The sequence below is a fragment of the Thiofilum flexile DSM 14609 genome, from assembly GCF_000380185.1.
Classification (GTDB): domain Bacteria; phylum Pseudomonadota; class Gammaproteobacteria; order Thiotrichales; family Thiotrichaceae; genus Thiofilum; species Thiofilum flexile.
Window position 1 is genome coordinate 73,593 of sequence record NZ_KB904791.1, and the last position, 25,717, is coordinate 99,309.

Sequence of the window (25,717 nt, forward strand, 5' to 3'; positions counted from 1 at the left end):
TAACTGCTTACATATGAGCAATAATATTATCACCAAACTCCGAAGTACTAAGCTCCTCAGCCCCTTTAATTAAACGGGAAAAATCATAAGTCACTTTCCCAGAGGCAATAGCGCCAGCCACACCTTTGTTGATGAGATCAGCCGCCTCAATCCAGCCCATATGACGCAACATCATTTCAGCCGATAGAATGAGCGAAGAAGGATTCATTTTATCCATACCCGCGTATTTCGGTGCGGTACCATGAGTGGCCTCAAACATGGCGACCTTATCAGATAAATTAGCCCCCGGAGCGATACCAATCCCCCCGACTTGTGCCGCTAAAGCATCTGACATGAAATCGCCATTTAGATTAAGAGTTGCTACCACCGAATAATCTTGGGGGCGTAGTAAGATTTGTTGCAGGAAGTTATCAGCAATCACATCTTTAACCGTAATCATAGTACCGGTTTTTGGGTTTTTAAATTGACTCCATGGGCCACCGTCTATCTCTACTGCTCCAAACTCACGCTTAGCTAATTCATAGCCCCAGTTTTTAAATGCGCCCTCAGTAAACTTCATAATATTGCCCTTATGGACTAAAGTGACTGAGTCGCGATTATTATCAATGGCATATTGTATAGCTTTACGGACTAAACGATCCGTACCTTCACGAGAAACTGGCTTAATCCCAATCCCTGAAGTCTCAGGAAAACGAATTTTAGTAACCCCTAATTCTTCGGTGAGGAATTTAATGAGCTTTTTAGCCTCTGCTGTTTCCGCCGCCCATTCAATACCGGCATAAATATCTTCGGAATTTTCACGGAAGATCACCATATCGACCTTTTCCGGTTCCCGTACTGGGCTAGGTACGCCGTCATAATAGCGCACCGGACGCAAACACACATAAAGGTCGAGATCTTGGCGCAATTTGACATTTAAGGAGCGAATGCCTCCGCCTACAGGTGTCGTAAGTGGGCCTTTAATTGACACTACAAACTCTTGTACCGCATGTGTCGTTTCTTCAGGTAACCACACATCTTCCCCATAAACTTGATTCGCTTTTTCGCCCGCGTAGACTTCCATCCAGCTAATGTTGCGCTTACCACCATACGCTTTATTAACTGCTGCATCGACCACTTTGATCATAGGTGGGGTGATATCAACACCAATGCCATCCCCTTCAATGAAGGGAATGATAGGATTGTCAGGAACATTTAACGAGTAATCAGCATTAACCGTAATTTTACCGCCCGCTGGAACTTTGATTTTTTGATACATTACTTTAAGCTCTCCTAAGATTAGCATTTGTTCTCGACATGCGGTCGGCATTATAAAGCATATTGATCGAGGATAGGATGCAAAACTCACGAATTTATCGTAAATCATCTGCTAGGATTTGCTAATCTTTTGGAGTATTAAGTCTATGGTCTGGAAACCCCGCGTCACAGTCGCTAGTGTTGTTATGCAAAACAATAAGTTTTTAATGGTCGAAGAAGTAAATCAAGGGCGCGTCGTCATTAATCAACCTGCTGGTCATTTAGAGCATGGTGAGTCACTGTTAGAGGCTGTCTGCCGCGAAACATTAGAAGAAACGGGTTGGAAAGTTAAGCCGACTGCCTTATTGAGTATTATGCACTGGCAGCGGGATGATCCTGAGCGGGTATATATGCGCTTTAGTTTTTTAGCCGAAGCACTAGAAGCAGTTGAAAATGCGGTGATTGATCCCGATATTCGAGCAGTACACTGGCTGACTTGGGATGAAATTATCTCTGAGCAGCGTTTTAAGTGGCGTAGCCCATTGGTGATGGAGACATTAAATGCCTATCAATCCGGGGTGCGCTACCCATTAGAGTGCTTGCGTTATTATCAAGGTGGAACGGAATAAATGCGCCGAATTATAGTTGGCATGTCAGGGGGCGTAGATTCCTCAGTTGCAGCTTATTTGCTCCTTCAACAAGGTTATGAAGTTGAAGGACTATTCATGAAGAATTGGGAAGAGGATGATACCGAGACTTATTGTGCGGCACATGTGGATTTAGCGGATGCTCAAGCAGTGGCGGATAAGCTCGGTATTAAACTGCATACGGTTAATTTTGCTTCTGAATATTGGGATCATGTCTTTGAGCATTTCCTAGCCGAATATAAAGCGGGGCGTACTCCCAATCCGGATATTTTGTGTAATCGTGAGATTAAGTTTAAAGCTTTCTTAGATTTTGCCTTAGGTTTGGGGGCGGATGGGATTGCGACAGGACACTATGCACGTGTGCGTCAACTGCCTTCAGGTGAATTTCAACTCCTGCGCGGCTTAGATCAAAATAAAGATCAAAGTTATTTTCTGCATGCCATTGGGCAATATGCCTTGAGCCATGCCCTCTTTCCTATTGGTGAATTGGAAAAACCAGAAGTGCGGCGTATAGCAGAAGAACAAGGTTTTGTGACAGCACGTAAGAAAGATAGTACCGGTATTTGTTTTATTGGCGAGCGTAAATTTAGAGATTTCTTACAGAAATATTTGCCTGCTCAACCCGGTGAAATCGTGACACCGGAAGGCAAAGTGTTAGGTAAGCATCAAGGCTTGATGTATTACACCTTGGGACAACGTCAAGGTTTAGGTATCGGGGGCGTAAAAAATACCGAAGAGAATCCATGGTTTGTGGTGGATAAAGATCTAAATACCAATCGCTTGATCGTGGCTCAGGGGCATCAAAATGATTGGTTATTGAAATCTAGCTTAATTGCGGAGCAAATGCATTGGATTGCAGATCACCCCCCTGCTTTACCCTTGGATTGTACGGCTAAAATTCGTTATAGACAGGTGGATTCTGCTTGTAATGTTTGTGTGCTTAGTACGGATAGTTTAGAGGTGAATTTTGCTGAAGCACAACGTGCGATTACGCCGGGGCAATCATTAGTATTGTATCAAGGAGAGGTTTGTTTGGGAGGAGGCGTTATTTTGTAAGTTTTTGGTTTTTGTTCTGGGTTTTTTGTTTCTTTATTATTATTTTACATAATCTAAATTATAAGAATATATCAAAATAATCTTGACCAATTTTAATTTTTACGCGCATAGTCTTAACCTATAAACCACATTCCATAGGAGGCTTTTTTATGAGTTTAAAACGAACCCTTATCGCGACCCTATTACTGGGTACGCTAACAACCTTTTCTACTAGCTTTGCGGCTGACAAAACCTTTGTTTATTGTTCTGAAGGCTCTCCTTCTGGTTTTAATCCCCAATTTTATACGGATGGCACTACGTTTGATGCTGCAGGGCAATCCATTTATAACCGCTTAGTGGAATTTAAACCGGGTGAAACCTCTATCAGCCCTGCCCTTGCAGAATCTTGGGAGATTAGTGCTGATGGTACGGTATACACCTTTAAACTACGTAAAGGTGTCAAATTCCAAACCACAAAAAACTTCACCCCTACCCGTGACTTCAATGCGGATGACGTCGTATTTTCCTTTAATCGCCAGCTCCAAAAAGATCATCCTTATCATAAAGTCTCTAATGGTGCGTATGAATATTTCACAGCTATGTCGATGCCAGATCTACTTAAATCGGTAGAAAAAGTTGATGACCTAACAGTACGCTTTACACTCGCACGCCCTGAAGCACCGATGCTGGCTAACTTAGCAATGGACTTTGCCTCTATTTTATCGGCTGAGTACGCAGATGCCATGATGAAAGCGGGTACACCAGAAGTGGTAGATAATGATCCCGTAGGCACCGGCCCCTTCCAACTGGTGGCTTATCAAAAAGATGCCATGATTCGTTATAAAGCCCATCCAGACTACTGGGAAGGTAAACCGAAGATTGATAATTTAGTATATGCTATCACCCCTGATAACGCCGTGCGATGGCAAAAATTACAAGCAGGCGAATGTCATTTAATGCCCTTCCCCAATCAGGCTGATCTTGAGGCCATGCGTAAAAACCCTGATATGCAGGTACTCGAACAGGAAGGCCTGAATATCGGTTACTTTGCTTATAATACGCAGAAAAAACCCTTTGATGATGTGCGAGTACGCAAAGCCCTGAATATGGCTATTAATAAACCGGCTATTGTTGAGGTGGTCTATCAAGGTGCAGGCAAAGTTGCCAAAAACCCCATTCCACCGACCATGTGGGGCTATAATGATGCTGTTCAAGATGACCCTTATGATGTAGAAGGAGCCAAGAAACTCCTAGCCGAAGCGGGTGTAAAAGACCTTAAAACCAATATTTGGGCAATGCCCGTACAGCGCCCCTATAATCCTAATGCTCGGCGTATGGCGGAAATGATTCAAGCCGACTGGAAAGCGATTGGAGTAGAGGCTGAGATTGTCACCTACGAATGGGCTGAATATCTTGAGCGCTCTAAGAAAGGTGAACACGATACTCTACTCATGGGTTGGACAGGTGATAATGGTGATCCTGATAATTTCCTAGCTACTCTGTTGGGCTGTGATGCGGTCAAAGACGGCTCTAATCGTGCGTTTTGGTGTAATAATGAATTCAATGATTTAGTTGTGAAAGCTAAAACGCTCAGCTCTCAAGACGAACGCGCTAAACTATACCAACAAGCTCAAGAAGTATTCAAAAAAGAAGCGCCCTGGGCCACTATTGCACATTCCGTTGTACATGAAGTGGCGCGTAAAAATGTCACTGGCTATAAACAATCTCCTTTTGGGTTACATGTGTTTAAATATGTAGATTTGGCTGAGTAATTGCTTCTCAGTTTCTACCTTTAAACGAGGATAGCAGTAACCGCCCCCTTGGTTGCTGCTATCAAGTGCTTAATGCCCTCACAGGAGCATACTCAGTGCTAAAATTTATCTTTAATAAACTTCTAATGCTGATCCCTACCTTGCTAGGTATCACGCTGGCTGCTTTTTTATTTGTACGCTTATTACCCGGTGATCCTGTCACCGTTTTGACAGGTGAACGTGGTGTTTCAGTCGAACGCAAAGCTGAATTAATGGCTCAATTAGGGCTAGATCAACCCCTAATAGTGCAATATGGCTATTACCTCAAAAATATTCTAAGTGGTGATTTTGGGCAATCGATTGCCACGCATAAACCTGTCATTGACGAATTCTTCTCCCGCCTACCTGCTACCCTAGAACTCGCTTTTGCTGCCATGTTAATTGCGGTTCTCTTAGGAGTTCCTGCGGGTATTATTGCGGCTATTAAACGCGGGCATTGGCCGGATCATGTGGTCATGGGAGTCGCACTCACAGGTTATTCCATGCCCATCTTTTGGTGGGGTTTATTACTGATTATATTGTTTTCCACCACCTTAGGCTGGACACCTGTCTCAGGGCGCATTGACTTAATTAAGTACTATTTTGAGGCTGAAACTAATTTCATGTTGATTGATGCCTGGCGCTCTGGACAAGCCGGTGCTTTTGGCTCTGTCGTGCATCATCTCATCCTACCCGCTGTTGTCTTGTCGACTATCCCTATGGCTGTCATTGCACGCCAAACGCGCTCCGCCATGCTAGAAGTATTAGGGGAAGATTATATTCGCACTGCCTATGCCAAAGGTCTAAGCCCTACGCGAGTCATTATGGTGCATGCACTGCGTAATGCCTTAATTACAGTGGTTACTGTCATTGGCCTACAAGTGGGTAGTCTAATGGCAGGTGCGGTGCTGACTGAAACCATTTTCGCGTGGCCGGGGATTGGTAAGTGGATGATTGAAGCGATTGCCCGGCGTGACTATCCGGCTGTACAAGGGGGACTATTATTTATAGCTGTAGCCGTCATGCTGGTGAATCTTTTGGTGGATGTCTTATATGGGTGGATTAATCCACGAGTGAGGGATGGCAAATGAGTACTCCACTGGAACAAAGCCATTGGCATATTACTTGGAATTATTTTAAAACCAGTCGCGGGGGTATGATCGGTTTAGCCTTCCTAGTGATACTCTTACTAGCAGTTATTTTTGCCGATTTTATCGCCCCCTTTGATCCTGCCTTACAAAATCGTCAAGCCTTACTACTGCCCCCTGCATGGACTGAAGCCGGACATCTGCCTTACCTACTCGGAACCGATGCGGTAGGGCGCGATATACTCTCACGCCTCATTTATGGCGCACGTTACTCTATCTTTATTGGCTGTGTAGTAGTGAGCCTCTCGGTCATTATCGGTACGTTACTCGGTGTCATCGCTGGTTACTATCAGGGCTGGGTAGATACCGTCATTATGCGCATCATGGATATTATTCTAGCCTTTCCTAGCCTATTACTCGCACTCGGAATGGTCGCGGTATTAGGCCCTAGTCTGATTAATGCCATGTATGCTATTGCGCTCACCATGCTCCCCCACTTTGTACGCCTCACTCGTGCTAATGTTATGGGTGAAAAAAATCGCGATTATGTCATTGCCAGTCGCGTAGCAGGCGCGGGTAATTTACGTTTAATGTTTAAAACGATTCTACCTAATTGCATGGCTCCCTTAATTGTGCAAGCTACCCTATCCTTCTCTAATGCTATTTTAGACGCGGCGGCATTAGGCTTCTTAGGCATGGGTGCTCAACCCCCAACACCCGAATGGGGTGCTATGCTTGCCGAAGCACGGGAATTTATTACCCGTGCGTGGTGGGTAGTGACCTTTCCGGGCTTAGCCATTTTACTGACTGTGCTTTCGATTAATTTAGTGGGTGATGCCCTGCGTGATGCCCTAGACCCAAGGATGCGCCGCTCATGAGCTTATTAAGTGTACGCAATTTATCCGTTGCTTTCCCTACTCAAAACGGCTGGTTTCAAGCCGTTGAGGGGATTAATCTCACGGTAAACCCCAACGAGATACTGGCAATTGTAGGCGAATCCGGCTCTGGCAAATCAGTCGCTATGCTCGCCTTAATGAATTTACTCCCCCCGCAAGCCCGTATTACCTGCGACGAGTTAGTGTTGGATGGTAAAAACCTGCTACAGCTCACCGCAACCGAAAGACGGCGCTTAAATGGTGGCACTGTGGCCATGATTTTCCAAGAGCCGATGACTAGCCTCAACCCCTGCTTTACCGTGGGATATCAAATTGATGAGGCAGTAAAAACCCATGTAGGTGGCGGGCGTAAAGAACGCAAAGAGCAGGTATTAAGCCTATTAGAGTCAGTCGGTATTCCAGACCCCGCTAGGCGGTATGATGCTTATCCACATCAAATGTCAGGCGGTATGAGTCAACGCGCTATGATTGCAATGGCGTTAGCAGGGCAACCTAAACTCCTCATTGCGGATGAACCGACTACCGCGCTCGATGTAACCGTACAGGCTCAAATCCTTGAGCTACTCCTGAAGTTACAACAGCAATTTCAAATGGGGCTGATTTTAATTACCCACGATATGGGCGTGGTGGCCGAAACAGCCCAACAAGTGGTCGTACAATACGCGGGGCAACAGGTTGAAAAAAACTCAGCCTATGAATTATTTAATCACCCCCACCACCCCTATACCGCAGCTCTATTATCCGCCTTACCCGAACGAGCGCTCCCAACGGGCTTATTACCCACTATCCCCGGTCTAGTACCCGGACAACACAATCGCCCCCAAGGTTGTCTATTCGCCCCACGCTGCGCCTATCAACAAGCCCGTTGTCAAACAGAAGTACCCGCTTTAGCACAACAGCAACAGGGCTGGATACGCTGCTTTTATCCATTGGAGACGGAGACTATGCTATGAGTGAAGTATTGCGTGCTGAACAACTCTGTCGCTACTACTCTGTCCCGCAAGGCTTTACTAAGCCTAAAGCGGTAGTACGCGCCCTCAATGGAGTCAGCTTTAATTTACAAGCCGGTCAAACACTAGCGATTGTAGGCGAGTCCGGTTGTGGCAAATCCACCCTCGCTCGCGCCTTAACCTTGATTGAAACACCCAGTGCTGGTGAGTTATGGATCGATGGCAAACCGATTGATTTCACTCATAAGCCCAGTGCTGAATTACGCCGCACTATTCAAATCGTGTTTCAAAATCCTTATGGTTCACTCAATCCACGCCAAACCATCCAACAAATGCTGGATGAACCGCTATTACTCAATACGACTATGAGTAAATCCGAGCGTCGTCAAGCCGTTGCTACCATGCTAGAACGCGTGGGATTACGCCCTGAATATGCCGAGCGTTATCCGCATATGTTTTCCGGTGGGCAGCGCCAACGGATTGCTATTGCCCGTGCCTTAATGCTGAAACCGCAAATTGTGGTATTAGACGAACCTGTATCCGCCTTAGACCTATCAGTACGCGCCCAGATTTTGAATCTATTGACCGAGCTACAACAGGAGCTAGGTTTAGCTTATGTATTTATTTCGCATGATTTGTCGGTCGTTGAACGGATTGCCGATCAGGTACTGGTGATGTATTTCGGGCGGGTGGTGGAGTATGCCCCTAAAACTACCATTTTTGCCCGCCCCCAACATCCTTACACCCAAGCACTCTTTTCAGCCACTCCCCAAGCACGAGTCGGCGAAAAGCGCGAGCGTATTCACTTACAAGGTGAACCACCCTCACCCTTAAAGCCACCCTCAGGCTGTGCCTTTAATCCACGCTGTCGATTTACACAAACTATCTGTAAGGATGAATTACCTGAATTACGCAACCTAGAAGGCAGCCAAGTAGCCTGTCACTTAGCGCCTATAGGCTAGTTCTACTTGTAAAAGGTCAGTGAGTAGTTCTAGTGACTACGGAAGCACTGCTCACTGACCTTTTGCATCTACTATTTCTCTTGTGGAACCACCTGCTGCACTACCCGTTTTAAATAACTACCATAACGCTCCTCGACACTTTTCGGTTGTGGAGCTTGTTCGGGATGCATAAAGTAGGGGCTGCTAATAATATAATTCGCGGTACTCTCATTACAGGCAATCGGCACATCATAGACCGTGGCTAGTCGTACTAAGGCTTTAACATCCACATCATGCGGCTGGGCAGTCATGGGGTCTTGAAAGAAAAATACAACCTCAATCTTCCCCTCGGCAATTAAAGCACCAATTTGTTGATCGCCCCCTAATGGGCCACTCTTAACACCTGTAATATCTAATGCTGGATTCTCAGCCTTAATCAGTTTTGCAGTAGTTCCGGTCGCGACAATGGGTCGCTCTAAAAAATAGGCTTGATGGGCTTTAACCCAATCACATAAAGCACGTTTTTGTTGGTCATGAGCAATCATCGCTAGTGCCTTCATAAATAGAGTTCCTTTTGAATTAAGGTTGATATGCAGTAAAATACGACTCCCTCCATTATGCTGAACACTCACTCATGTCTGCTAGTTTCTTAGCGGGGCTAAATGCCATTATTCCGCTGTTTATTTTGATAGGTTTAGGCTATTTAGCCAAACGTACCGTACTTGATAGCAAAATGCTCCCTGCGCTGAATAGTTTTGTCTATTATTTTGCCGTGCCTGCTTTATTATTTAATGCGGCTCGCCAACAAAATCTTGAGCATTTACTGCATCTTTCCGGCTTAGGCCTATTTAGCCTCGCAGCACTTATCACGGGGCTGATCGCGGTTGCGGGTTGTTATAACCTATTTCATATCCGAGGTTTTACTAACTTAGTGCAACGCGGTTTAGCCGCTACCTTTGCTAATTTTGCCTATATGGGCATCCCCCTTATTATGAGTGTGCTAGGCAACAAAGCGCACGGAGCCTTAATCGCTATTATCTTAATGGGTAATTTAGTGCTCATTGCTGGATCACAATTATTGATAGAGGCGCATGCACAAGGTGCCATGAGTATCCGTGCAGTGGGTGCTATTTTAGATCGTGCTTTACTGCGTAACCCCATTTTTGTAGCCACGATATTAGGGGTGCTCTGCTCGGCAGGGCAAGTGCCTATTCCTGCTGGAATCGAGGCTGCATTAGAGATGCTCGCCCCCGCTGCGATTCCGGTCGCCTTATTTTGCTTAGGGGCAGGATTGCAATGGAGGAATACCCAAGTCAATAAAGGCGAACTAGCGTGGTTAATCCTCGTAAAACTTGTGCTACATCCGGGGATTACCTATTTATGCTTTTGGCTCGTGGGGGTTGAAGACCACACTTGGCTATTAACTACCGTCTTACTGACTGCCCTACCCACAGGTGCCTTAGCCCATGTGGTCGCGCTTAAATACAATACCTTTAGCCACGAAACTGCCCAAATAGTGGCACTCTCGACGCTCTTTTCTCTCATCAGTGTGGCGTTATGGACGGCTTTATTACTCTAACGCTTTTTCTTTTATACTCCCTGTTTAATTTTTAATAGTTAGGAGACCACTATGTCCGCTCAAACCGGTATTCATGGCGAACACCATCCCGCCGCACGGTTTTTAATGATCCGTGTAACACCACAAGGTAAAAGCGCTCTAAAAGAACAAATCACTGCCTTTTATGCCAAGCGCCATGTGCTGGCTCGCACCCAACCCTATGCCGGTATGGCAACTACCTTAGCCTTTGGCAAAGCATTATGGCAGGAGCTTTATACCGAAGGGCCAGAACATTTCTTAGATATGCCGGTGGTCGAGGGTGAGTTTCCACATCCTGCTGTGCCGGCTGATTTAATGGTCTATATTGCCAGCACTCGGGTAGATTTATGTTTTGAACTGGCTGATGCATTGGTGAGTGGCTGGGAGGGCATTACCGTCGTAGATGAATGCAGTGCCTTTCGTTTTCATGAGCGCCGTGATTTAACCGGATTCATTGATGGCATTGAAAATCCGGTTGAAGGTGAAGAGTCCGATGCCGTTACCTTATTACCAGAGAGTACCGGAGCTTGCCAAAAGGGTAGCTTTGTATTTGCCCAGCGCTTTGTCCATGATTTAAAAAAATGGCAGAGTTATAGCGTAGAAGAACAACAAAAAGTCATGGGGCGCACCAAATGGGAAGGCGAAGAACTCGATGATGCGAGCAAGCCTGCGACTTCACATATTGCACGGGTGGATGTAGGAACCGATATTCTACGCTTTAGCCTACCCTATGGCAGTGCTGGGGGTGAAAAAGGGTTATTTTTCTTTTCATTTACCAATGATTTAGCCGTCATAGATGAAATGCTAAAACGTATGTATGGCTTAACTGAGGATGGGCTAAAGGATCGCTTATTGGAAGTGACCAAAGCAGTAGGTGGCAATTATTTCTTTGCGCCCCCGCAAGATTTATTAGATGAATTATTTGATTTAGAAGATATTTAATTTGCTCCATGAGCTATCCCCCTCCTACTAGCCAAACGCAGAGGGGGATTAAGACCTAACGCAGACTAAGCCGCCTGTTTAGTCAACATGCCACGCTCAACAATAAACTCAATAATGGTTTGTAAGCCTTGCTTGGTTTTGAGATTAGAAAACACAAACGGGCGCTCGCCGCGCATACGCTTACTATCTTGCTCCATAACGGTGAGTGATGCGCCCACATAGGGTGCAAGGTCAATCTTATTGATCACTAATAAATCCGAGCGGGTAATACCAGGGCCGCCTTTACGCGGGATTTTTTCCCCTTCCGCCACATCAATCACATAGATCATTAAATCCGCCAACTCTGGGCTAAACGTCGCCGAGAGGTTATCGCCCCCGCTTTCAATAAAGACTACATCCAGATTAGGGAAGCGGGCTTGCAAATCCTCTACTGCCGCCAGATTCATCGAGGCATCCTCTCGAATCGCAGTATGCGGACAGCCCCCCGTTTCGACCCCGACAATACGCTCCACAGGCAAGGCTTCACTACGCATTAAAAACTGCGCATCTTCTTTGGTGTAAATATCATTAGTGACTACGGCAATGTCGTAATCATCCCGCATGGCTTTACACAAGGCATCTAATAACGCCGTCTTACCTGACCCGACCGGCCCACCAATACCCACCCGTAAAGGATTAGACATACAATACTCCTATTTATTTAGCCTAACTTGGCGGCAGCAAGTTTTACGCCAATGCGTCATGCCTCTAGGCACTGACGCTTAAAACCGCTACTCTAGCAGCTTCATACTACCGCGTTACCAACAACATTAATTACACATTCCTTCACCCAGCTAGGACGAATAATATGGATTCAAACTCAATTCTTCGCGCTATTGAAGTACAACTCTTTACCCAACAGGCCCAAACTCCCGCCCGTTTATTATGGCTCGACCAAGCACTACACCCGTTCTTTTTTAATTTTAATCGTGACGAGACCGATGCTTTAGCCGTATTAGCCAATAATTTAGGGCGCTTAGACGTCTTACATAAACTGCCGCTGGTGGATCGTGATGACCGTATTATGCTCGCGCAAATCAGTTATCCTAACTCACTATATGATGCACTCGGACAACTCCCTAAACGGAATAATCTTTCTTACACCGAGATTAATACCTCGCAAATTAATCTCCCTAATAGTAAACATCCGCTAGAGATTTTACGCTTTGATTATGCCCGTAAAACCGATCCAGAAATAGCAGAAGGTAACTTCAGTCCCGTTCCTAGCACTATTGAACAATCCGTATTAGATATATTAGCCGATGGTAATAGCACCATTCCCCTCGATGAAGCTAAAGCTTTAATCCAATTATTATGGGCTAATAATGAACAATATGTACAAGTATCCCATCCCGAACGTCTAGCGCGCATTATCGACCTCTATGTCAAAACCCGTAATAATGATGACATTTACTTTGATGCGCTCCCCTTTAATCAAGGTACTACAGGAGAAACCACACGAATTCTATTCGGGGTAGGCAATCCACCACCTAATGATTATTTATTACAAATCATGGCGGTATTTAAGCGTCTCAATATTGGCGTCAAACGTGCTTATAACCTCACTATGAGCAATGGTGTGTATCCTTATTTCCTTGCAACTTTTTATGTTGCATCACGGGAAGGCAAATCACTAGAAAAAGGCTCTGAACTCTATCAACGTTTACAGCGCGAACTCTATAATACTCAAATTATCTCTAATTTAGCTGCGACCTATCCCACTATGGTTGAGACGGGGATTGTGAATGGTATTGATGCCACCTTAATTGAGGCTATGATTAGCTTTTGTCATACCAATCTAGCGCATAATCGCCCTGATAAATACACACCGGATACGATTGCCCAAGCTTTTCATAATCACCCCGACATTACCCTGCAATTAATCAAGTTATTTTATACTCGTTTTGATCCTGAATGCAGTGAGCGTGATACTTATACTCAAATATTGGATGAAACCAATAATCTAGTGGCGACCTTTAATACCGGACGGCGCTTTTTAGATGAGTTACGCCGTACTATTTTCCGCTGTGCGATTAGCTTTATTCAATACTGCTTAAAAACCAATTTCTTTGTACCCGAAAAACATGCACTGGCATTTCGTTTAGATCCCGCTTACTTAGAGGAGTTAGGTACAGAGTTTACTTCAGATTTACCGAATGATCGTCCGTTTAGAATTACCTTCTTCTTTGGTCGACGTGGCTCTGGTTATCATATTGGCTTCTCTGATATTGCACGTGGCGGCTGGCGTACCCTGATCACGCAAGGACGGGATGACTATCTCAATAGTGCTAATACCCTATTCCGTGAAAATTATGTACTCGCCCATACTCAGCATTTAAAAAATAAAGATATTTATGAGGGTGGCTCTAAAATGGTCGCCATTCTTAATGTTGATATTGGTGCCGATGCGGATAAACGACGCCAACAACTTTATAAATTACAATTTGGTTTTATTAATGCCTTTTTAGATATTTATGTCACTGAAAATGGCCATGCTAAAGATACGCGTGTGCTGGATTATTATGGTGAAGACGAGCCTATTGAATTAGGTCCCGATGAAAATATGCATGACACCATGATTGAACTCATTGCTAAGCAAGCAGTAAAGCGGGGCTATTTACTCGGTTCTGGTATTATGTCGAGTAAACAAGTAGGGATTAATCATAAAGAATATGGTGTAACTTCCATTGGTGTGACCCGCTTTGCAGAAGTTACCATGCAGGAAACCTTGGGCATTAATATGCATCAAGACCGCTTTAGCGTGAAATTCACCGGCGGGCCTAATGGTGATGTGGCGGGTAATGGGATGCGTTTATTATTAGAGCGTTGTCCACAAGTCGAAATTCGCCTGATTATTGATGGCTCTGGTGCTTTATACGATCCTCAAGGTTTAGACCATGCTGCCTTAAGCCAAATTGTCCTGAAAGCCGATGCCGATGCTTTTGATGCGAATGCCTTACATACCGGCGGCTTTATCCTCTATCGCCAACAAACTCGTAAAGAAGGCTTACGTGAGCTATTTAAAAAGCTACTGAAAACCGAGCAAGGTTTGAAAGAGGAGTGGGTGTCAAATGATGAGTTTTATAAAACCTTTAATAACTTAATTTTCACCGTAGAAACTGATCTATTCATTCCTGCAGGTGGTCGCCCAGAAACGATTGATATGCGTAATGTCGAGCAGTTTTTCAAAAATGGAGCACCCTCAGCGAGAGTGATTATTGAGGGAGCCAATTCATTTATTACCCCTGATGCACGCCTAGCCCTACAAACACGCGGGGTGGTGATTATGCGTGATGCCTCGGCTAATAAGTGCGGGGTTATTTCTTCATCCTATGAAATTATTGCTAATCTTCTAATGAATGATGAAGAATTCTTAGCAAATAAAGCCCAATATGTTAGCGATGTATTAGTGATACTCAATCAGCTAGCCGAAAAAGAGGCACGCTTGATTATAAAACGCAACCGCGAAACGAGTGAGCCTTATACCGCTATTTCTAATAAAGTCAGCCGTGAAATCAATGAGCATTATGCAAAAATATTTGCCTATTTCCAGAAAAATCCCGAACTGGTCAATCGACCCGATTATATTCATGCCATTTTGCTGCACTTACCACGTATGATTGCTACCGATCCGTTCTGGAAAGGACGTGTTGAGCGTTTACCTAATAAACTCAAATTTGCCATTTTAGCCAGTAAGTTGGCCTCGCAACTGGTCTATGAGGGTAATGATGACACCGTGTATGCGGATATGATCGCCTCACAAGTTCAGCATCTAAAAGAAGCTGTCTAGCTTTCTCTAATAAAAAAGGGGCGGAGTATGTACTTCGCCCCCAGATTCTTAGAAAGTAAGCGAGTATTTCTTCCGCAACTGCTCCAGAAATACCCAATTACTTTGCTATACCTACTTAGCAAAAATCTATTATTTAATCGTGCTATCCAGTGCAGGTTTTTCTTCGGGCTTCTTAATTTCTACCGGAGAACTCGTTGAGGTACTGCTTGGAGTGCTAGAGCTACTTGAGGTACTAGTTGAAGTGCTAGAATGACTACTGGGCATACTAGTTGAGGTACTGCTTGAGGTACTAGAACTACTACTAGGCATACTGTTCAAAGTAGAAGAGCTACTTGAAGTGCTAGAACTACTGCTTGGAGCGCTCGGTTTCGCATCAGGGATAGGTTTAGCCTCTGGCTTAGGTGCCTCTAACTTTAAGACGGGTACATCGTCGGTTTTATCCTTGCCCATATCCATAGTATCCATGCTATTGCTGGTACTCACGGCTGGTTTTGTATCCATCTTTGCCGGCTTGATGACAGGCTCTGGCTCTGCTGCCTTGGCAGGGCTGGCTGGCTGAGTAACCTTAACTACTGGCTGGACAGCCTTAGTAGCTTTGATGGTTTTCACCTTTTCTTTTTTTGCACTCACCGCTTTTTTCTGCGTCGTAGTCTTACTTGTACTCGCTACGGCTTTGACTTTCTTTTTGGCTTTTTTCTTTTTCGTAGTGCTAGCTTTAGTAGAGGAGCTGGAAGGGACAGCAGGGGTGACTATGACATAATTACCTTCATCCGTATAAGTCACAACCGATGGCAGAGTAGCCCACTCAGCAGAGGCTGCTTTAGGTTGAGGTTGTGGGGTTGCTGCATACGCAGACGTAGCCAGTAATAACGAGCTTACTAAAGCTAGTAGTTTAATACTCATGGAAAAAATCCTTTTCTACAGGGTTCTGAATTAAAATAGTTAGTCATCATTATAGCCCAAACGTTATGACTACAACTTGGGCGTAGATAATACTGCAAAGTATTATCCAACAGAACCGTGCTCACACGCGTACTAGGGCATAGTTTTTAACATTGCCTGTGCAACCGCTTCGGCTACTTTAATGCCATCCACCCCTGCGGATAAAATCCCACCTGCATAACCCGCGCCCTCACCTGCAGGATAAAAACCTTTAATACTTAGGCTTTGCAAATCGTCCCCACGAGTCATATTAATGGGTGAAGAAGTCCGCGTTTCTACCCCCGTCAAGACCGCATCATAGCTCGCAAAACCTTTAATAGAGCGCTCAAACGCGGGTAATGCTTCTCTTATCGCCTCAATGGCATAAGGCGGTAAGCTAGGCGCTAAATTGGTCAGATGCACACCGGGTTGATAGGAGGGTTCTACACTCCCTAAGGTGCTAGAGGGTATATCTTTTAGGAAATCACCCACTAATTGCGCAGGGGCTAAATAGCCACCACCGCCCAATTCATAGGCGCGGCTTTCAAACTGTTGTTGAAAAGCTAATCCCGCTAATACATTACCCGGATAATCTTTTGGGCTAATAGCCACCACAATCCCCGCATTCGCATTCCGCTCTGCACGCGAGTATTGGCTCATGCCATTGGTCACGACCCTCCCATCTTCAGAAGTTGCCGCTACCACCTGCCCCCCCGGACACATACAAAAGCTATATACCGCACGTCCATTTTTAGCATGATGGACTAATTTATAATCCGCCGCCCCCAAGGCTTCATGGCCTGCAAAGGAACCTAGACGTGCCTCATCAATCAAACGCTGGGGATGCTCAATTCTAAACCCGATCGAAAACGGTTTGGCCTGCATATACACACCACGCTGATGCAGCATAGCAAAGGTATCTCGCGCACTATGGCCTAAGGCAAAAATAATATGCCGACTCATGACCTCAGTGCCATCCGCTAAACGCACCCCTAATAGCTGCTCCTGATCCTGTATTAAATCTGTCACTTGTTGTTGAAAGCGCACCTCGCCCCCTAAGGCCTCAATCTCAGCACGAATCGATTCCACCATCTTGACCAAGCGAAACGTGCCAATATGTGGCTTACTGACATAGAGAATTTCTTCGGGTGCTCCGGCTTTCACAAACTCCTCTAATACCTTACGCCCTAAATGACGCGGGTCTTTAATTTGACTATAGAGCTTACCGTCCGAAAATGTGCCCGCCCCCCCTTCACCAAACTGTACATTAGACTCAGGATTTAATACCCCTTTACGCCATAGCCCCCAAGTATCTTTAGTGCGCTCTCTAACCTTTTTACCACGCTCTAGAATAATCGGCCTAAACCCCATTTGCGCCAATATTAATCCTGCCAACATACCGCACGGCCCAAACCCTACAATCACAGGACGCTCGACTAGGTGCTCTGGCGCTTTACCCACAAAACGATAAACCATATTTGGTGTGACTTGCACATGCGGATCATTAGCAAAGCGCTCTAATACGGCTGCTTCATGGTTAAGCTCAAGGTCTAAGGTATAGACCCAAACAATGGCTGATTTTTTACGCGCATCATAGCCACGCTTAAAAACTTTAAACGCTTGCAAATCAGCAGCGGCAATTTGCAAACGCTCAATAAGCGCAGCCTTTAAGGCTTCGGGGGGGTGATCTAGGGGTAAACGCAATTCAGTTAAGCGCAACATAGGGGTATCATCCAAAGCAAACAAGCGGCGCACTATATCATAATGCAACCGCTTGCTATATCGAACTGCTACCTTTTTAGGGGTGTTATCAGGGTTGTTATAACGGGGTAAAACCACTCACCTTATAACTGCTTTCATCCCCACTAATGGTTGCTTTAGGATCAAAGTAAAGCACGCTAGGATACCCAAAGGTGGCATCATAACTTGCTTGAATGGTGGCATATTGAGCCATAATCGCTTGGTCAACTAACATAAATAATTGATCAATAGTGTATAGTGAGCTAATTTGTCTAGATTTTAATGCGCGATTATTGGCTAGATTAATGCCTGCTGTGACAACCCCATTTTGCACCGTAATTTTATAGCGCACGGAGCTAGTTCCGGTTTGTTGCTCTAACACATAGGTATAGCTCAATAGCCGTTTCGTGAGCCACAGGGCTTTGTTGCTCAGCCAATTCGAACGTAATGCTAAATAAGGGTCATTTTGCTTCAATGTCAGAGCCGCATTCACAGCCGCCTCGGCATCCACTAAGCCCGCGCCACAAGCATTACAAGTAGCAGGGAAAGGACGCGCGGTCGATTTTAAGATGGACTCGACTTGGTCAGGTGTAATGGTAGGATGAACTGCATACATCAAAGCTGCAATGCCCGCCACATGAGGTGTCGCCATGCTAGTGCCTTGATAGAACGCATAAGCATCAACGCCGGGTTGTTGTAAGCCACTATTGAGAGTGGATAAAATCCCCTCGGTTGCACCATTATAGGCAGAACCACCGGGGGCTGCGATATCTACACTCGCGCCATAATTAGAATAGAGCGCTTTCCCACCATTGCGTCCCGTTGCCGCAACGGTAATAACCCCAGCACAATTAGCGGGTGAAAAAGCAGAAGCATCTAGATTATTATTCCCAGCCGCTACCACTACCGTAGCCCCACGCGCACGCGCCGCATTAATGGCATTTTGTGTGGTCGTACCACAGGCATTTTGTCCGCCGAGGCTCAGATTCAAAACCTTAGCAGGATTTAAATTCAGCGCCGCACCGCTAACCGTATTACCAGACGCCCATAACATACCATCGGCAATATCCGAGGTATAGCCACCGCATTTACCTAGTACACGTACAGGCACCACTTTGGCATTATAAGCGACCCCTGCAATCCCCATACTATTATTAGCGACAGCAGCAATCGTACCGGCGACATGAGTACCATGCCATGAACTATTACGCGCGGTCGTGCTACCACATTCACCTGCTGCATAATAATCCCCCGGATCAGAAGCATCGGCATCACGCCCATTCCCATCCACAGCAACACTGCTATCATTAATCATATCATAGCCGGGTAATAGATTAGCCACCAAGTCAGCATGGGGGCGATAGCCTGTATCAATCACTGCTACAACACTACCAGCTCCGGTAGATACATTCCAAGCAGGCTCAGCACGAATGCCTGTCACCATATCTAATAATGACCACTGATAATTCAGTGATGTGTCATTAGGTAAGGCCAACGCGGTCATAATAAAGTCGGGTTCTGCATATTCGACTTCTGGTTGGCTTTTTAACCATTTGGTAAGGTCGTCTAATTGCTTACGACTTTTGCGTCGTTCCCATTTAAAAACATCAGAATCTTGTTGGGTAGTCCGAACATAGCGTAAGCGATCTACTTGTGAGCCACCTAGTTGATTCACAACCCTATCAATACCTAAAAGATTAGCATTAGGTTTAAAACGAATAATGATCTGATCCGTTCCTAACTCAGTAACAGTAGAAGCAGGTTGAGGAGTTTGAGCGGCAAAGCTTGTGGTAGATTGTAAAGCCAACAATAGCGCCACAACACTCAATGTACGAGAAATAAGCATAGTCAATCATCCTGTTATTATTATGCCCTTGGGAGTTTGTTATCATTTATTACTATAGCGTATTAAAATTACATATCGACATCAAAACGTCAATTTTTCAAGATTAATGGCAGATGACTAAATGGGGTTGGCTTTGACTATTTTTAGCTATGGAGCCTAGAAACAGATAGACTAGTGCTATTTTTAGGAGCATCTAGGGTGAGTAAAATTACCGCCAGTCGCTATCATGATATTTGTGCCGGTCACCGCGTCGTTGGGCATGAGGGGATATGGTGGAAGTCGTGGCTCCTAGACTGTTAGAAGGTACAGGCGTGGTGCTGGTCAAGTGTACCGTTGATGAAACTAGAAAATGCAGTGCGTCTTATGAAATATCCCATTAATGAGTTTTTTACCAGTATCCAAACCGAGGCGATTTTTAGTGGCACGCCCGCTTTCTTCATTAGAATGCAGGGCTGTGAGGTGGGATGTGGCTGGTGTGATACCAAACATACATGGTCGATCTTACCTCAGCACATTATTTCTATTGCCGAACTAAGCGCCAAAAGTGTTGATAGTGAGACCTATACCTATCTGGATGAGCAAGCATTACTAGCCCTTGCGGAGCAGTCTAACGTCAAACATGTCGTTATCACTGGGGGCGAACCTTGCCAATATGATCTAAGACCGCTATCGAATCTGTTGATTGAAAAAGGGTTTAGTGTACAAATTGAAACCTCTGGTACGGCTGATATTTTGGCTCACCCCCATACTTGGGTAACTGTTAGCCCTAAAATAAATATGAGTGGCAACAAGGCACTACTTCTAGATACGCTTAAAAAAGCCAATGAAATCAAAATGCCGGTGGGTAAAGAAGACGATATCTATCAACTCAAACAACTCCCTATTCAGGGAAAATTAGTCTATTTACAGCCCTTAAGCTTATCACCTAAGGCAACAGATTTATGTATAACAACAGCCATTAAAGAAGGATGGCAAGTGTCAATACAGTGGCACAAAATGGTCGATATTCGATAGTGAAAAGTCGCTAATCTAGGATTGTTTTGTCTAAGTGTCCTATTTTTAACATAACTAAAATTATAAGAAAAAAATGATGAAACGACATACCATTCGAATTGAGACTAACTGAGTCGCCGCATGTACCGGAACAATAGCAGCGGCGGGGAGTAAACCGGGCATGAGGGCGATTAAAATCATCCCACCCATAATGCCAGTCAGCGTTAAAGTGCCTAGGGCGATTAACATTAAAACAAGTTCATTCATCAAAATTAAGCGTTATTGCTTTAACTCTAGTTGTTGCTCTAATAAATCTAATACTCGCATCGCGGCTAAAGCTTGTTGCACACTGGCATTAGGTTCACGTTTTTCCCGAATGGCAGCAATAAATTCACGGTCTTGCAATTCAATACCATTCATGGATACGGCTACTTGACTCACATCAATAGGTTTTTCATGCCCATCGACTAAATCATCGTAACGCGCAATATAGGTGCCATTATCACCGATATAACGGAAAAAGGAACCTAAGGGGCCATTATTATTAAACGACAAGGATAAAGTACAAATAGCGCCTGATTCTGATTTCAAGCCAATGCTCATATCCATTGCAATGCCGAGTTCGGGATGTTTTGGCCCTTGTAAGGCTTGTACTTGAACAATCTTTTCACCCGTTTGATACGCAAATAGATCAACCGTATGGCAAGCGTGATGCCACAATAAATGATCCGTCCACGAGCGTGGCTGCCCTAAAGCATTTAAGTTTTGACGGCGGAAGAAATAGGTTTGCACATCCATTTGCTGAATTTTTAGCTCACCGGCTACAATTTTGTTGTGTACCCATTGGTGGCTTGGATTAAAACGGCGTGTATGCCCTGCCATAGCGACTAAGCCGGTTTCTTGTTGCTTGGCACAAATCGCTTCCGCATCGGCTAAGGTGTCAGCCATGGGGATTTCAATCATGACGTGCTTGCCCGCATCCATCACTTGCAAAGCTTGCTTCGCGTGAATAGGGGTGGGCGAGGTAATAATAAAGGCATCCACATCAGGACGGGCTAAAGCCTCGGCTAAATCTAAGGTCCAAAACGGGATATTATATTTTTGCGCGGTCGCTAATGTACTTTCAGCCACACCACCGACTAACGCCGTGACCTCAACACCAGAGATATTTTTCAGGGCATCTAAATGCTTATGCCCAAAGGCTCCCTCACCAATCATACCAATTTTCATCTTTTATACTCCTGCACTGTGGCTACTATTTTCTAGTACTAAATGACCGACTGCCGTATTAGAGGCAGGTACATGATAAAAGCGCTGTTTAACTTCAATGTCATCCTCTAATGCGCCGCGCATAATCAGCCACATCACCAACTCTACCCCTTCTGAACCAGCTTCACGCACATAGCGAATATGGGGTTCTTTAGCTAATTCGGCAGGCTCAGCAATCAGGCGATCTAAAAACTCATTATCAAACTCTTTATTAATGAGTCCGGCACGCGGCCCTTGTAATTGATGGCTCATGCCCCCCGTACCCCAAACTTGCACATTGAGATCTTCAGGAAAACTTTCAATGGCTTTACGCAAAGCCTTACCCAAGTCATAACAACGCTGCCCAGAAGGAGGCGGATAGATCACCACATTGACGGCAAAGGGAATAATCAAACACGGCCACTCTTCTACTTGCCCAAATACCAAAGACAAAGGCACTGTCAAACCATGATCCACATCCATTTCATTCACAATCGTTAGATCAAAATTATCCTGAATCAACGACTGAGTAATATGTGCGGCTAAAACAGGATGCCCCTTCACCACCGGTACAGGACGTGCTCCCCACCCTTCATCAGCCGGTTTAAACTCCGGTGCACAACCAATGGCAAAGGTCGGAATCATACTCAAATCAAAAGCGGTGGCATGATCGTTATAAACCAAAAAAATCACATCCGGCTTTTGTTCTTTAATCCACTCTTTCACATACTCATAGCCTGCAAACACGGGTTTCCAATAAGGTTGCTCGGTTTTGCCTAGATCGATGGCTACACCAATTGCGGGGACATGCGAGGTTGCTACCCCAGCGGTAATTTTTGCCATTATTGTGACTCCTTTTTGTACAAATTGCCGACCGGAGTACGCCCGCCCTCTAACATCATTTGGGCATACTCTTCTTGCGTCATCCCGGTCATGCTGGCCGCTGCTGCTTGGAAACTTAAACCATCAGTGGAGAATATTTTAGCGAGGAAATACACATTCCCACCGAGCGACATCATCCAGTTATAGTCCCGCGCGAGTACGGATTGTTTTTGCTCCTCCGTCATCGCCCACTCATCTAAATAGGCGCGTTCTTCGGCTTTAAAGCGTTCACGGTTTTCGGCTTTCATTAAGGACATGGCAAATTGATTCAGGTGATAGCCTTTATTAGCCATATCAAAATCAAAAATCGTGGTACCCGGAATATCGTGATAGGGTTTTACGGTACTCATAACAATCCAACCTCCTGCAAGCGTGCATCTAAACGCGGGAATACTCGACGGGTATTGAGTTCAAATACCTTGCGTTTGTCCTCGTCCGAGAGTGCGCTGTCATCGATATAACGCTTGGTATCATCAAAATAATGTCCGGTTTGTGGATCGATACCGCGTACTGCGCCAATCATTTCCGAGGCAAACAAAATATTGTCAATCGGTACAACCTCCAGCAGTAAATCAATGCCTTCTTGATGGTAGACACAGGTATCAAAGTAAATATGGTCTTTGATAATGTCATTGAGGTGCGGGAGCTTCATCATATCCGCCAAGCCTCTAAACCGTCCCCAGTGATAGGGTACGGCTCCACCCCCATGCGGAATAATCAATTTCAGATTCGGGAAGTCCTGAAATAGGGTCTTTGTCATCATATAGTGCTGAAAAGCTGCGGTATCAGCGCCTAAATAATGCGAGCCGGTGGTATCAAAACACTGATGACAGGACGCACTCACATGAATCATGGCGGGCACATCTAACTCGCACATTTTTTCGTAAATCGGATACCAATAAGGATCATCCAAACGCGGTGCAGTCCAATGCCCCCCCGAAGGATCAGGACTTAAATTACAGCCCACAAATCCCAGTTCAGTCACACAGCGCTCTAATTCAGCCGCACTAGCTTTCATATCCGCTTTAGGAGATTGGGGCAATTGTGCAGCACCGATAAATTTTTGTGGATATAGCTCCGTAATACGATAAATCAGATCATTACAATGTTCAGTCCAAAACTTACTGGTCGATTGATTACCAATATGGTGTCCCATCCAACTAGCACGCGGAGAGAAGATAGCGACATCAGTACCGCGTTCACGTTGTAATTTAAGCTGGGCGTTTTCTAAGCTCTCCCGAATCTGATCATCGGTAATATTGATCACACCCTTCACATGCTCAAAGAGCGGATCCGTCTTAACCTCTTTTTTCTGTTGCTCGCGGTATTCACCTAATTCATCCGGTGCCGTGGTGTAGTGTCCGTGGCAATCAATCACTAAGGGTTTACTCATGTTAGATCCTCCAAGCGTTCTACATATTTAAAGCCTGCCGCCTCTAGACCCAGACGCATGTTATACATATCCAACCCTAAAATACCGGAGGCGAGTTTGGCACGTTTTGCCGTTTCATTAGCCTCACGTTTTTGGGCAGCGTCTAGGGTTTTTGCGGCATTGAGGCGTGGTACAACACAGACACCATCATCATCTGCCACTATCACATCTCCGGGCATAATCATTTGCCCCGCGCATAAAAGGGGTACATTCACCGAGCCTAAGGTATTTTTTACCGTACCCTTGATCGAGATCGCTTTTGACCACACCGGAAATTGCATTTCGGTAAGATCCCGCACATCCCGCACGCCTGCATCAATAATCAAACCTCTCACCCCTCGTGCCTGAGCCGAGGTTGCCAGCAAGTCACCAAAATAACCATCCGTACACGGTGTGGTTGTACCAACCACCAAAATATCGCCGGGCTGGCATAACTCAATGGCGACATGAATCATCCAGTTATCACCGGGCTGTGCCAAAATAGTGATGGCACTCCCCGCAATACGAGCGCCGGAATAGATCGGACGTAAATAGGGTTGCAGGTTACCAATGCGCCCTTGTGCTTCATGCACCGTAGCGGCTCCAAAATGCGCCAAGCTATCAATCACTTTAGGGTCAGCACGCTCAATGTGTTTAACCGCAACGCCTTGAACAGTATGGGTAATCATCATTATTAGTCCTCAAAGCCATATAAACGTGCAGGGTTTTCAACCAGAATTTTGTGTTGAATTACAGGATCACGCGCAATCAAAGGCACTAGATCTAATAAATCAGCATCATTGGGCATATGCTTTTTAATATTCGGATGGGGGTAATCAGTGCCCCACAGAATACGATCGGGAGCGATTTCAATAAAACCTTGGGCAAAAGGTACGGCATCATAAAACGGTGGCCCCATAGAAATACGCTCAGAACCACATACTTTCATCCACCAGTTATCGCGCTGCATCCGCTCTAATAGAATTTGATAGGCTTGTTGCCCTACCCCTTCACTAGTCGGAACCCGTCCCATATGATCGACCACAATGTCCATCTCTAAGGCATCGAAAAACTCAGCATAAGTAATCACATCTTCGGCATTCACATGAATGACTAAATGCCAACCTAGTGGTTTTACGCGGTTTAATACCGTTTTCATGCCTTCTAGATTTGGCGCACCGCCGAGGTGTTTAACAAAGTTAAAGCGTACCCCGCGCACACCACCATCATGCAAATCCTGAAAGTCATTCTCGCTAAAGGTGTCATTAGCAATACAGACCCCACGATAGGCACCCTTGCCAGTTTTAATCGCATCTATCATGGCGCGATTATCAATACCATGACAGCTCGCCTGAACGAGGACAGCTCGCTCAATTCCTAGCTTGTCATGTAAACGTTTTAGGGCGTACTTATCCGCATCAGGGGGCCAATAAGAGGCTTTGTCAGAATAGGGAAAAATATTATGGGGGCCAAACACGTGACAATGCGCGTCACACGATTTGGGGGGGGCTTTATATAAGGGCACGCGCGTATTATTGTCCGGCGGCATACAACTCGGTTTGCTCATTCACTCTCCTCCGTCCTATTAACAAGTTACTAGCTTGAAGTCGTTAAAAAGTAGTCAGGTATTTCTGGAGCAGTCTTGGCGGCAGGGATGCCGCCTTGTAGCGTACAAGGACGTATTTACAGCGGCTGCGGAAGAAATACCTGACTACTTTTTTACTC

Annotated in this window: 24 protein-coding genes; 11 read left to right on the top strand and 13 right to left on the bottom strand. The window is 45.3% G+C overall.

Translation table 11 applies throughout. The features are described 5' to 3' along the window. Positions 1-7 precede the first annotated feature (7 nt). Positions 8-1,258: an NADP-dependent isocitrate dehydrogenase gene (gene icd, locus A3IK_RS0114320; RefSeq protein ID WP_020560672.1), complete on the bottom strand. Its 1,251-nt coding sequence runs from the start codon at positions 1,256-1,258 to the stop codon at positions 8-10. Between the two features lie 145 nt (positions 1,259-1,403). On the opposite strand from icd, the gene A3IK_RS0114325 reads away from it, so the two are divergent. From A3IK_RS0114325 to A3IK_RS0114355, 7 genes are all read left to right on the top strand, one after another. Then, a complete protein-coding gene (locus A3IK_RS0114325) occupies positions 1,404-1,865 on the top strand; it encodes an NUDIX hydrolase (RefSeq protein ID WP_020560673.1) in 462 nt (153 codons plus the stop codon). Continuing rightward, on the top strand, positions 1,866-2,939 hold the full coding sequence (mnmA, locus tag A3IK_RS0114330) for a tRNA 2-thiouridine(34) synthase MnmA (RefSeq protein ID WP_020560674.1): 1,074 nt from the start codon (positions 1,866-1,868) through the stop codon (positions 2,937-2,939). It begins immediately after the preceding gene. Between the two features lie 149 nt (positions 2,940-3,088). Then, positions 3,089-4,690, top strand: a complete 1,602-nt coding sequence (locus tag A3IK_RS0114335; RefSeq protein ID WP_020560675.1) for an ABC transporter substrate-binding protein — start codon at positions 3,089-3,091, stop codon at positions 4,688-4,690. Positions 4,691-4,785: 95 nt separating this feature from the next. Continuing rightward, positions 4,786-5,799, top strand: a complete 1,014-nt coding sequence (locus A3IK_RS0114340) for an ABC transporter permease (protein ID WP_020560676.1) — start codon at positions 4,786-4,788, stop codon at positions 5,797-5,799. Then, positions 5,796-6,674 carry an ABC transporter permease subunit gene (locus tag A3IK_RS0114345; RefSeq protein WP_020560677.1) on the top strand — a complete coding sequence of 293 codons (879 nt, stop codon included), beginning with the start codon at positions 5,796-5,798 and terminating at the stop codon, positions 6,672-6,674. Before A3IK_RS0114340 ends, A3IK_RS0114345 begins: the two co-directional genes overlap by 4 nt. Further along, positions 6,671-7,645, top strand: a complete 975-nt coding sequence (locus A3IK_RS0114350) for an ABC transporter ATP-binding protein (protein WP_020560678.1) — start codon at positions 6,671-6,673, stop codon at positions 7,643-7,645. Before A3IK_RS0114345 ends, A3IK_RS0114350 begins: the two co-directional genes overlap by 4 nt. Continuing rightward, positions 7,642-8,604, top strand: a complete 963-nt coding sequence (locus A3IK_RS0114355) for a dipeptide ABC transporter ATP-binding protein (RefSeq protein WP_020560679.1) — start codon at positions 7,642-7,644, stop codon at positions 8,602-8,604. Before A3IK_RS0114350 ends, A3IK_RS0114355 begins: the two co-directional genes overlap by 4 nt. Positions 8,605-8,675: 71 nt before the next feature. On the opposite strand, the gene A3IK_RS0114360 is transcribed toward A3IK_RS0114355, so the two are convergent. Further along, positions 8,676-9,143 (bottom strand): methylglyoxal synthase, encoded by a 468-nt coding sequence (locus A3IK_RS0114360; protein ID WP_020560680.1) that lies wholly within the window; start codon positions 9,141-9,143, stop codon positions 8,676-8,678. A 74-nt stretch (positions 9,144-9,217) separates the two neighbouring features. Between A3IK_RS0114360 and A3IK_RS0114365 the strand changes: the two genes are divergently transcribed. Both A3IK_RS0114365 and A3IK_RS0114370 read left to right on the top strand, forming a co-directional pair. After that, positions 9,218-10,162, top strand: a complete 945-nt coding sequence (locus A3IK_RS0114365) for an AEC family transporter (RefSeq protein ID WP_020560681.1) — start codon at positions 9,218-9,220, stop codon at positions 10,160-10,162. Between the two features lie 51 nt (positions 10,163-10,213). After that, a complete protein-coding gene (locus tag A3IK_RS0114370) occupies positions 10,214-11,122 on the top strand; it encodes a Dyp-type peroxidase (RefSeq protein WP_020560682.1) in 909 nt (302 codons plus the stop codon). A gap of 65 nt (positions 11,123-11,187) precedes the next feature. On the opposite strand, the gene ureG is transcribed toward A3IK_RS0114370, so the two are convergent. After that, positions 11,188-11,805 (bottom strand): urease accessory protein UreG, encoded by a 618-nt coding sequence (gene ureG / locus A3IK_RS0114375; protein WP_020560683.1) that lies wholly within the window; start codon positions 11,803-11,805, stop codon positions 11,188-11,190. Between the two features lie 164 nt (positions 11,806-11,969). Here ureG and A3IK_RS0114380 point away from each other — a divergent pair, with 164 nt between their 5' ends. Further along, on the top strand, positions 11,970-14,951 hold the full coding sequence (locus tag A3IK_RS0114380) for an NAD-glutamate dehydrogenase domain-containing protein (RefSeq protein WP_020560684.1): 2,982 nt from the start codon (positions 11,970-11,972) through the stop codon (positions 14,949-14,951). A 129-nt stretch (positions 14,952-15,080) separates the two neighbouring features. Here the strand turns inward: A3IK_RS0114380 and A3IK_RS0114385 are convergent, their stop codons facing one another. The 3 genes from A3IK_RS0114385 to A3IK_RS19630 form a co-directional block, all read right to left on the bottom strand. Then, positions 15,081-15,854, bottom strand: coding sequence for a hypothetical protein (locus tag A3IK_RS0114385; protein ID WP_020560685.1), 774 nt, complete (start codon positions 15,852-15,854; stop codon positions 15,081-15,083). Between the two features lie 132 nt (positions 15,855-15,986). Beyond that, positions 15,987-17,594, bottom strand: coding sequence for an NAD(P)/FAD-dependent oxidoreductase (locus tag A3IK_RS0114390; protein ID WP_026220989.1), 1,608 nt, complete (start codon positions 17,592-17,594; stop codon positions 15,987-15,989). A gap of 97 nt (positions 17,595-17,691) precedes the next feature. Beyond that, entirely contained in the window at positions 17,692-19,458 is a 1,767-nt protein-coding gene (locus A3IK_RS19630) for a S8 family serine peptidase (RefSeq protein ID WP_020560687.1), read from the bottom strand. A 336-nt stretch (positions 19,459-19,794) separates the two neighbouring features. Here A3IK_RS19630 and queE point away from each other — a divergent pair, with 336 nt between their 5' ends. After that, positions 19,795-20,472 carry a 7-carboxy-7-deazaguanine synthase QueE gene (gene queE, locus A3IK_RS0114400; protein WP_020560688.1) on the top strand — a complete coding sequence of 226 codons (678 nt, stop codon included), beginning with the start codon at positions 19,795-19,797 and terminating at the stop codon, positions 20,470-20,472. Positions 20,473-20,532: 60 nt separating this feature from the next. On the opposite strand, the gene A3IK_RS21445 is transcribed toward queE, so the two are convergent. Genes A3IK_RS21445 through A3IK_RS0114435 form a run of 7 tightly spaced genes read right to left on the bottom strand, consistent with a single transcriptional unit; the run spans position 20,533 to position 25,559 of the window. Beyond that, a complete protein-coding gene (locus A3IK_RS21445; RefSeq protein ID WP_245539493.1) occupies positions 20,533-20,718 on the bottom strand; it encodes a hypothetical protein in 186 nt (61 codons plus the stop codon). A 12-nt stretch (positions 20,719-20,730) separates the two neighbouring features. Continuing rightward, entirely contained in the window at positions 20,731-21,681 is a 951-nt protein-coding gene (locus A3IK_RS0114410) for a Gfo/Idh/MocA family oxidoreductase (RefSeq protein WP_020560690.1), read from the bottom strand. Positions 21,682-21,684: 3 nt separating this feature from the next. Then, the gene (locus A3IK_RS0114415; protein WP_020560691.1) at positions 21,685-22,542 is read right to left on the bottom strand and encodes a class III extradiol dioxygenase subunit beta; all 858 of its coding nucleotides are present in this window, start codon (positions 22,540-22,542) and stop codon (positions 21,685-21,687) included. Next, positions 22,542-22,931, bottom strand: a complete 390-nt coding sequence (ligA, locus tag A3IK_RS0114420; protein WP_020560692.1) for a protocatechuate 4,5-dioxygenase subunit alpha — start codon at positions 22,929-22,931, stop codon at positions 22,542-22,544. The genes A3IK_RS0114415 and ligA overlap by 1 nt, the downstream gene beginning before the upstream one ends. After that, positions 22,928-23,974 (bottom strand): amidohydrolase family protein, encoded by a 1,047-nt coding sequence (locus tag A3IK_RS0114425; RefSeq protein WP_020560693.1) that lies wholly within the window; start codon positions 23,972-23,974, stop codon positions 22,928-22,930. Before A3IK_RS0114425 ends, ligA begins: the two co-directional genes overlap by 4 nt. Beyond that, on the bottom strand, positions 23,971-24,684 hold the full coding sequence (gene ligK, locus A3IK_RS0114430) for a 4-carboxy-4-hydroxy-2-oxoadipate aldolase/oxaloacetate decarboxylase (RefSeq protein ID WP_020560694.1): 714 nt from the start codon (positions 24,682-24,684) through the stop codon (positions 23,971-23,973). The genes A3IK_RS0114425 and ligK overlap by 4 nt, the downstream gene beginning before the upstream one ends. 2 nt (positions 24,685-24,686) lie before the next feature. Further along, positions 24,687-25,559, bottom strand: a complete 873-nt coding sequence (locus A3IK_RS0114435) for an amidohydrolase family protein (RefSeq protein ID WP_020560695.1) — start codon at positions 25,557-25,559, stop codon at positions 24,687-24,689. Positions 25,560-25,717: the final 158 nt, after the last annotated feature.

What these genes read in the sequence shown, in the direction of transcription:
- A3IK_RS0114350 (WP_020560678.1), top strand. Translation starts at nt 6,671, where the DNA reads ATGAGCTTATTAAGTGTACGCAATTTATCCGTTGCTTTCCCTACTCAA.
- A3IK_RS0114335 (WP_020560675.1), top strand. Translation starts at nt 3,089, where the DNA reads ATGAGTTTAAAACGAACCCTTATCGCGACCCTATTACTGGGTACGCTA.
- A3IK_RS0114380 (WP_020560684.1), top strand. Translation starts at nt 11,970, where the DNA reads ATGGATTCAAACTCAATTCTTCGCGCTATTGAAGTACAACTCTTTACC.
- ligK (WP_020560694.1), bottom strand. Translation starts at nt 24,684, where the DNA reads ATGATGATTACCCATACTGTTCAAGGCGTTGCGGTTAAACACATTGAG.
- A3IK_RS0114370 (WP_020560682.1), top strand. Translation starts at nt 10,214, where the DNA reads ATGTCCGCTCAAACCGGTATTCATGGCGAACACCATCCCGCCGCACGG.
- ureG (WP_020560683.1), bottom strand. Translation starts at nt 11,805, where the DNA reads ATGTCTAATCCTTTACGGGTGGGTATTGGTGGGCCGGTCGGGTCAGGT.
- A3IK_RS0114410 (WP_020560690.1), bottom strand. Translation starts at nt 21,681, where the DNA reads ATGAAAATTGGTATGATTGGTGAGGGAGCCTTTGGGCATAAGCATTTA.
- mnmA (WP_020560674.1), top strand. Translation starts at nt 1,866, where the DNA reads ATGCGCCGAATTATAGTTGGCATGTCAGGGGGCGTAGATTCCTCAGTT.
- ligA (WP_020560692.1), bottom strand. Translation starts at nt 22,931, where the DNA reads ATGAGTACCGTAAAACCCTATCACGATATTCCGGGTACCACGATTTTT.
- A3IK_RS0114345 (WP_020560677.1), top strand. Translation starts at nt 5,796, where the DNA reads ATGAGTACTCCACTGGAACAAAGCCATTGGCATATTACTTGGAATTAT.
- A3IK_RS0114415 (WP_020560691.1), bottom strand. Translation starts at nt 22,542, where the DNA reads ATGGCAAAAATTACCGCTGGGGTAGCAACCTCGCATGTCCCCGCAATT.
- A3IK_RS0114365 (WP_020560681.1), top strand. Translation starts at nt 9,218, where the DNA reads ATGTCTGCTAGTTTCTTAGCGGGGCTAAATGCCATTATTCCGCTGTTT.
- A3IK_RS0114385 (WP_020560685.1), bottom strand. Translation starts at nt 15,854, where the DNA reads ATGAGTATTAAACTACTAGCTTTAGTAAGCTCGTTATTACTGGCTACG.
- A3IK_RS19630 (WP_020560687.1), bottom strand. Translation starts at nt 19,458, where the DNA reads ATGCTTATTTCTCGTACATTGAGTGTTGTGGCGCTATTGTTGGCTTTA.
- icd (WP_020560672.1), bottom strand. Translation starts at nt 1,258, where the DNA reads ATGTATCAAAAAATCAAAGTTCCAGCGGGCGGTAAAATTACGGTTAAT.
- A3IK_RS0114425 (WP_020560693.1), bottom strand. Translation starts at nt 23,974, where the DNA reads ATGAGTAAACCCTTAGTGATTGATTGCCACGGACACTACACCACGGCA.
- A3IK_RS21445 (WP_245539493.1), bottom strand. Translation starts at nt 20,718, where the DNA reads ATGAATGAACTTGTTTTAATGTTAATCGCCCTAGGCACTTTAACGCTG.
- A3IK_RS0114325 (WP_020560673.1), top strand. Translation starts at nt 1,404, where the DNA reads ATGGTCTGGAAACCCCGCGTCACAGTCGCTAGTGTTGTTATGCAAAAC.
- A3IK_RS0114355 (WP_020560679.1), top strand. Translation starts at nt 7,642, where the DNA reads ATGAGTGAAGTATTGCGTGCTGAACAACTCTGTCGCTACTACTCTGTC.
- A3IK_RS0114435 (WP_020560695.1), bottom strand. Translation starts at nt 25,559, where the DNA reads ATGAGCAAACCGAGTTGTATGCCGCCGGACAATAATACGCGCGTGCCC.
- queE (WP_020560688.1), top strand. Translation starts at nt 19,795, where the DNA reads ATGAAACTAGAAAATGCAGTGCGTCTTATGAAATATCCCATTAATGAG.
- A3IK_RS0114390 (WP_026220989.1), bottom strand. Translation starts at nt 17,594, where the DNA reads ATGTTGCGCTTAACTGAATTGCGTTTACCCCTAGATCACCCCCCCGAA.
- A3IK_RS0114360 (WP_020560680.1), bottom strand. Translation starts at nt 9,143, where the DNA reads ATGAAGGCACTAGCGATGATTGCTCATGACCAACAAAAACGTGCTTTA.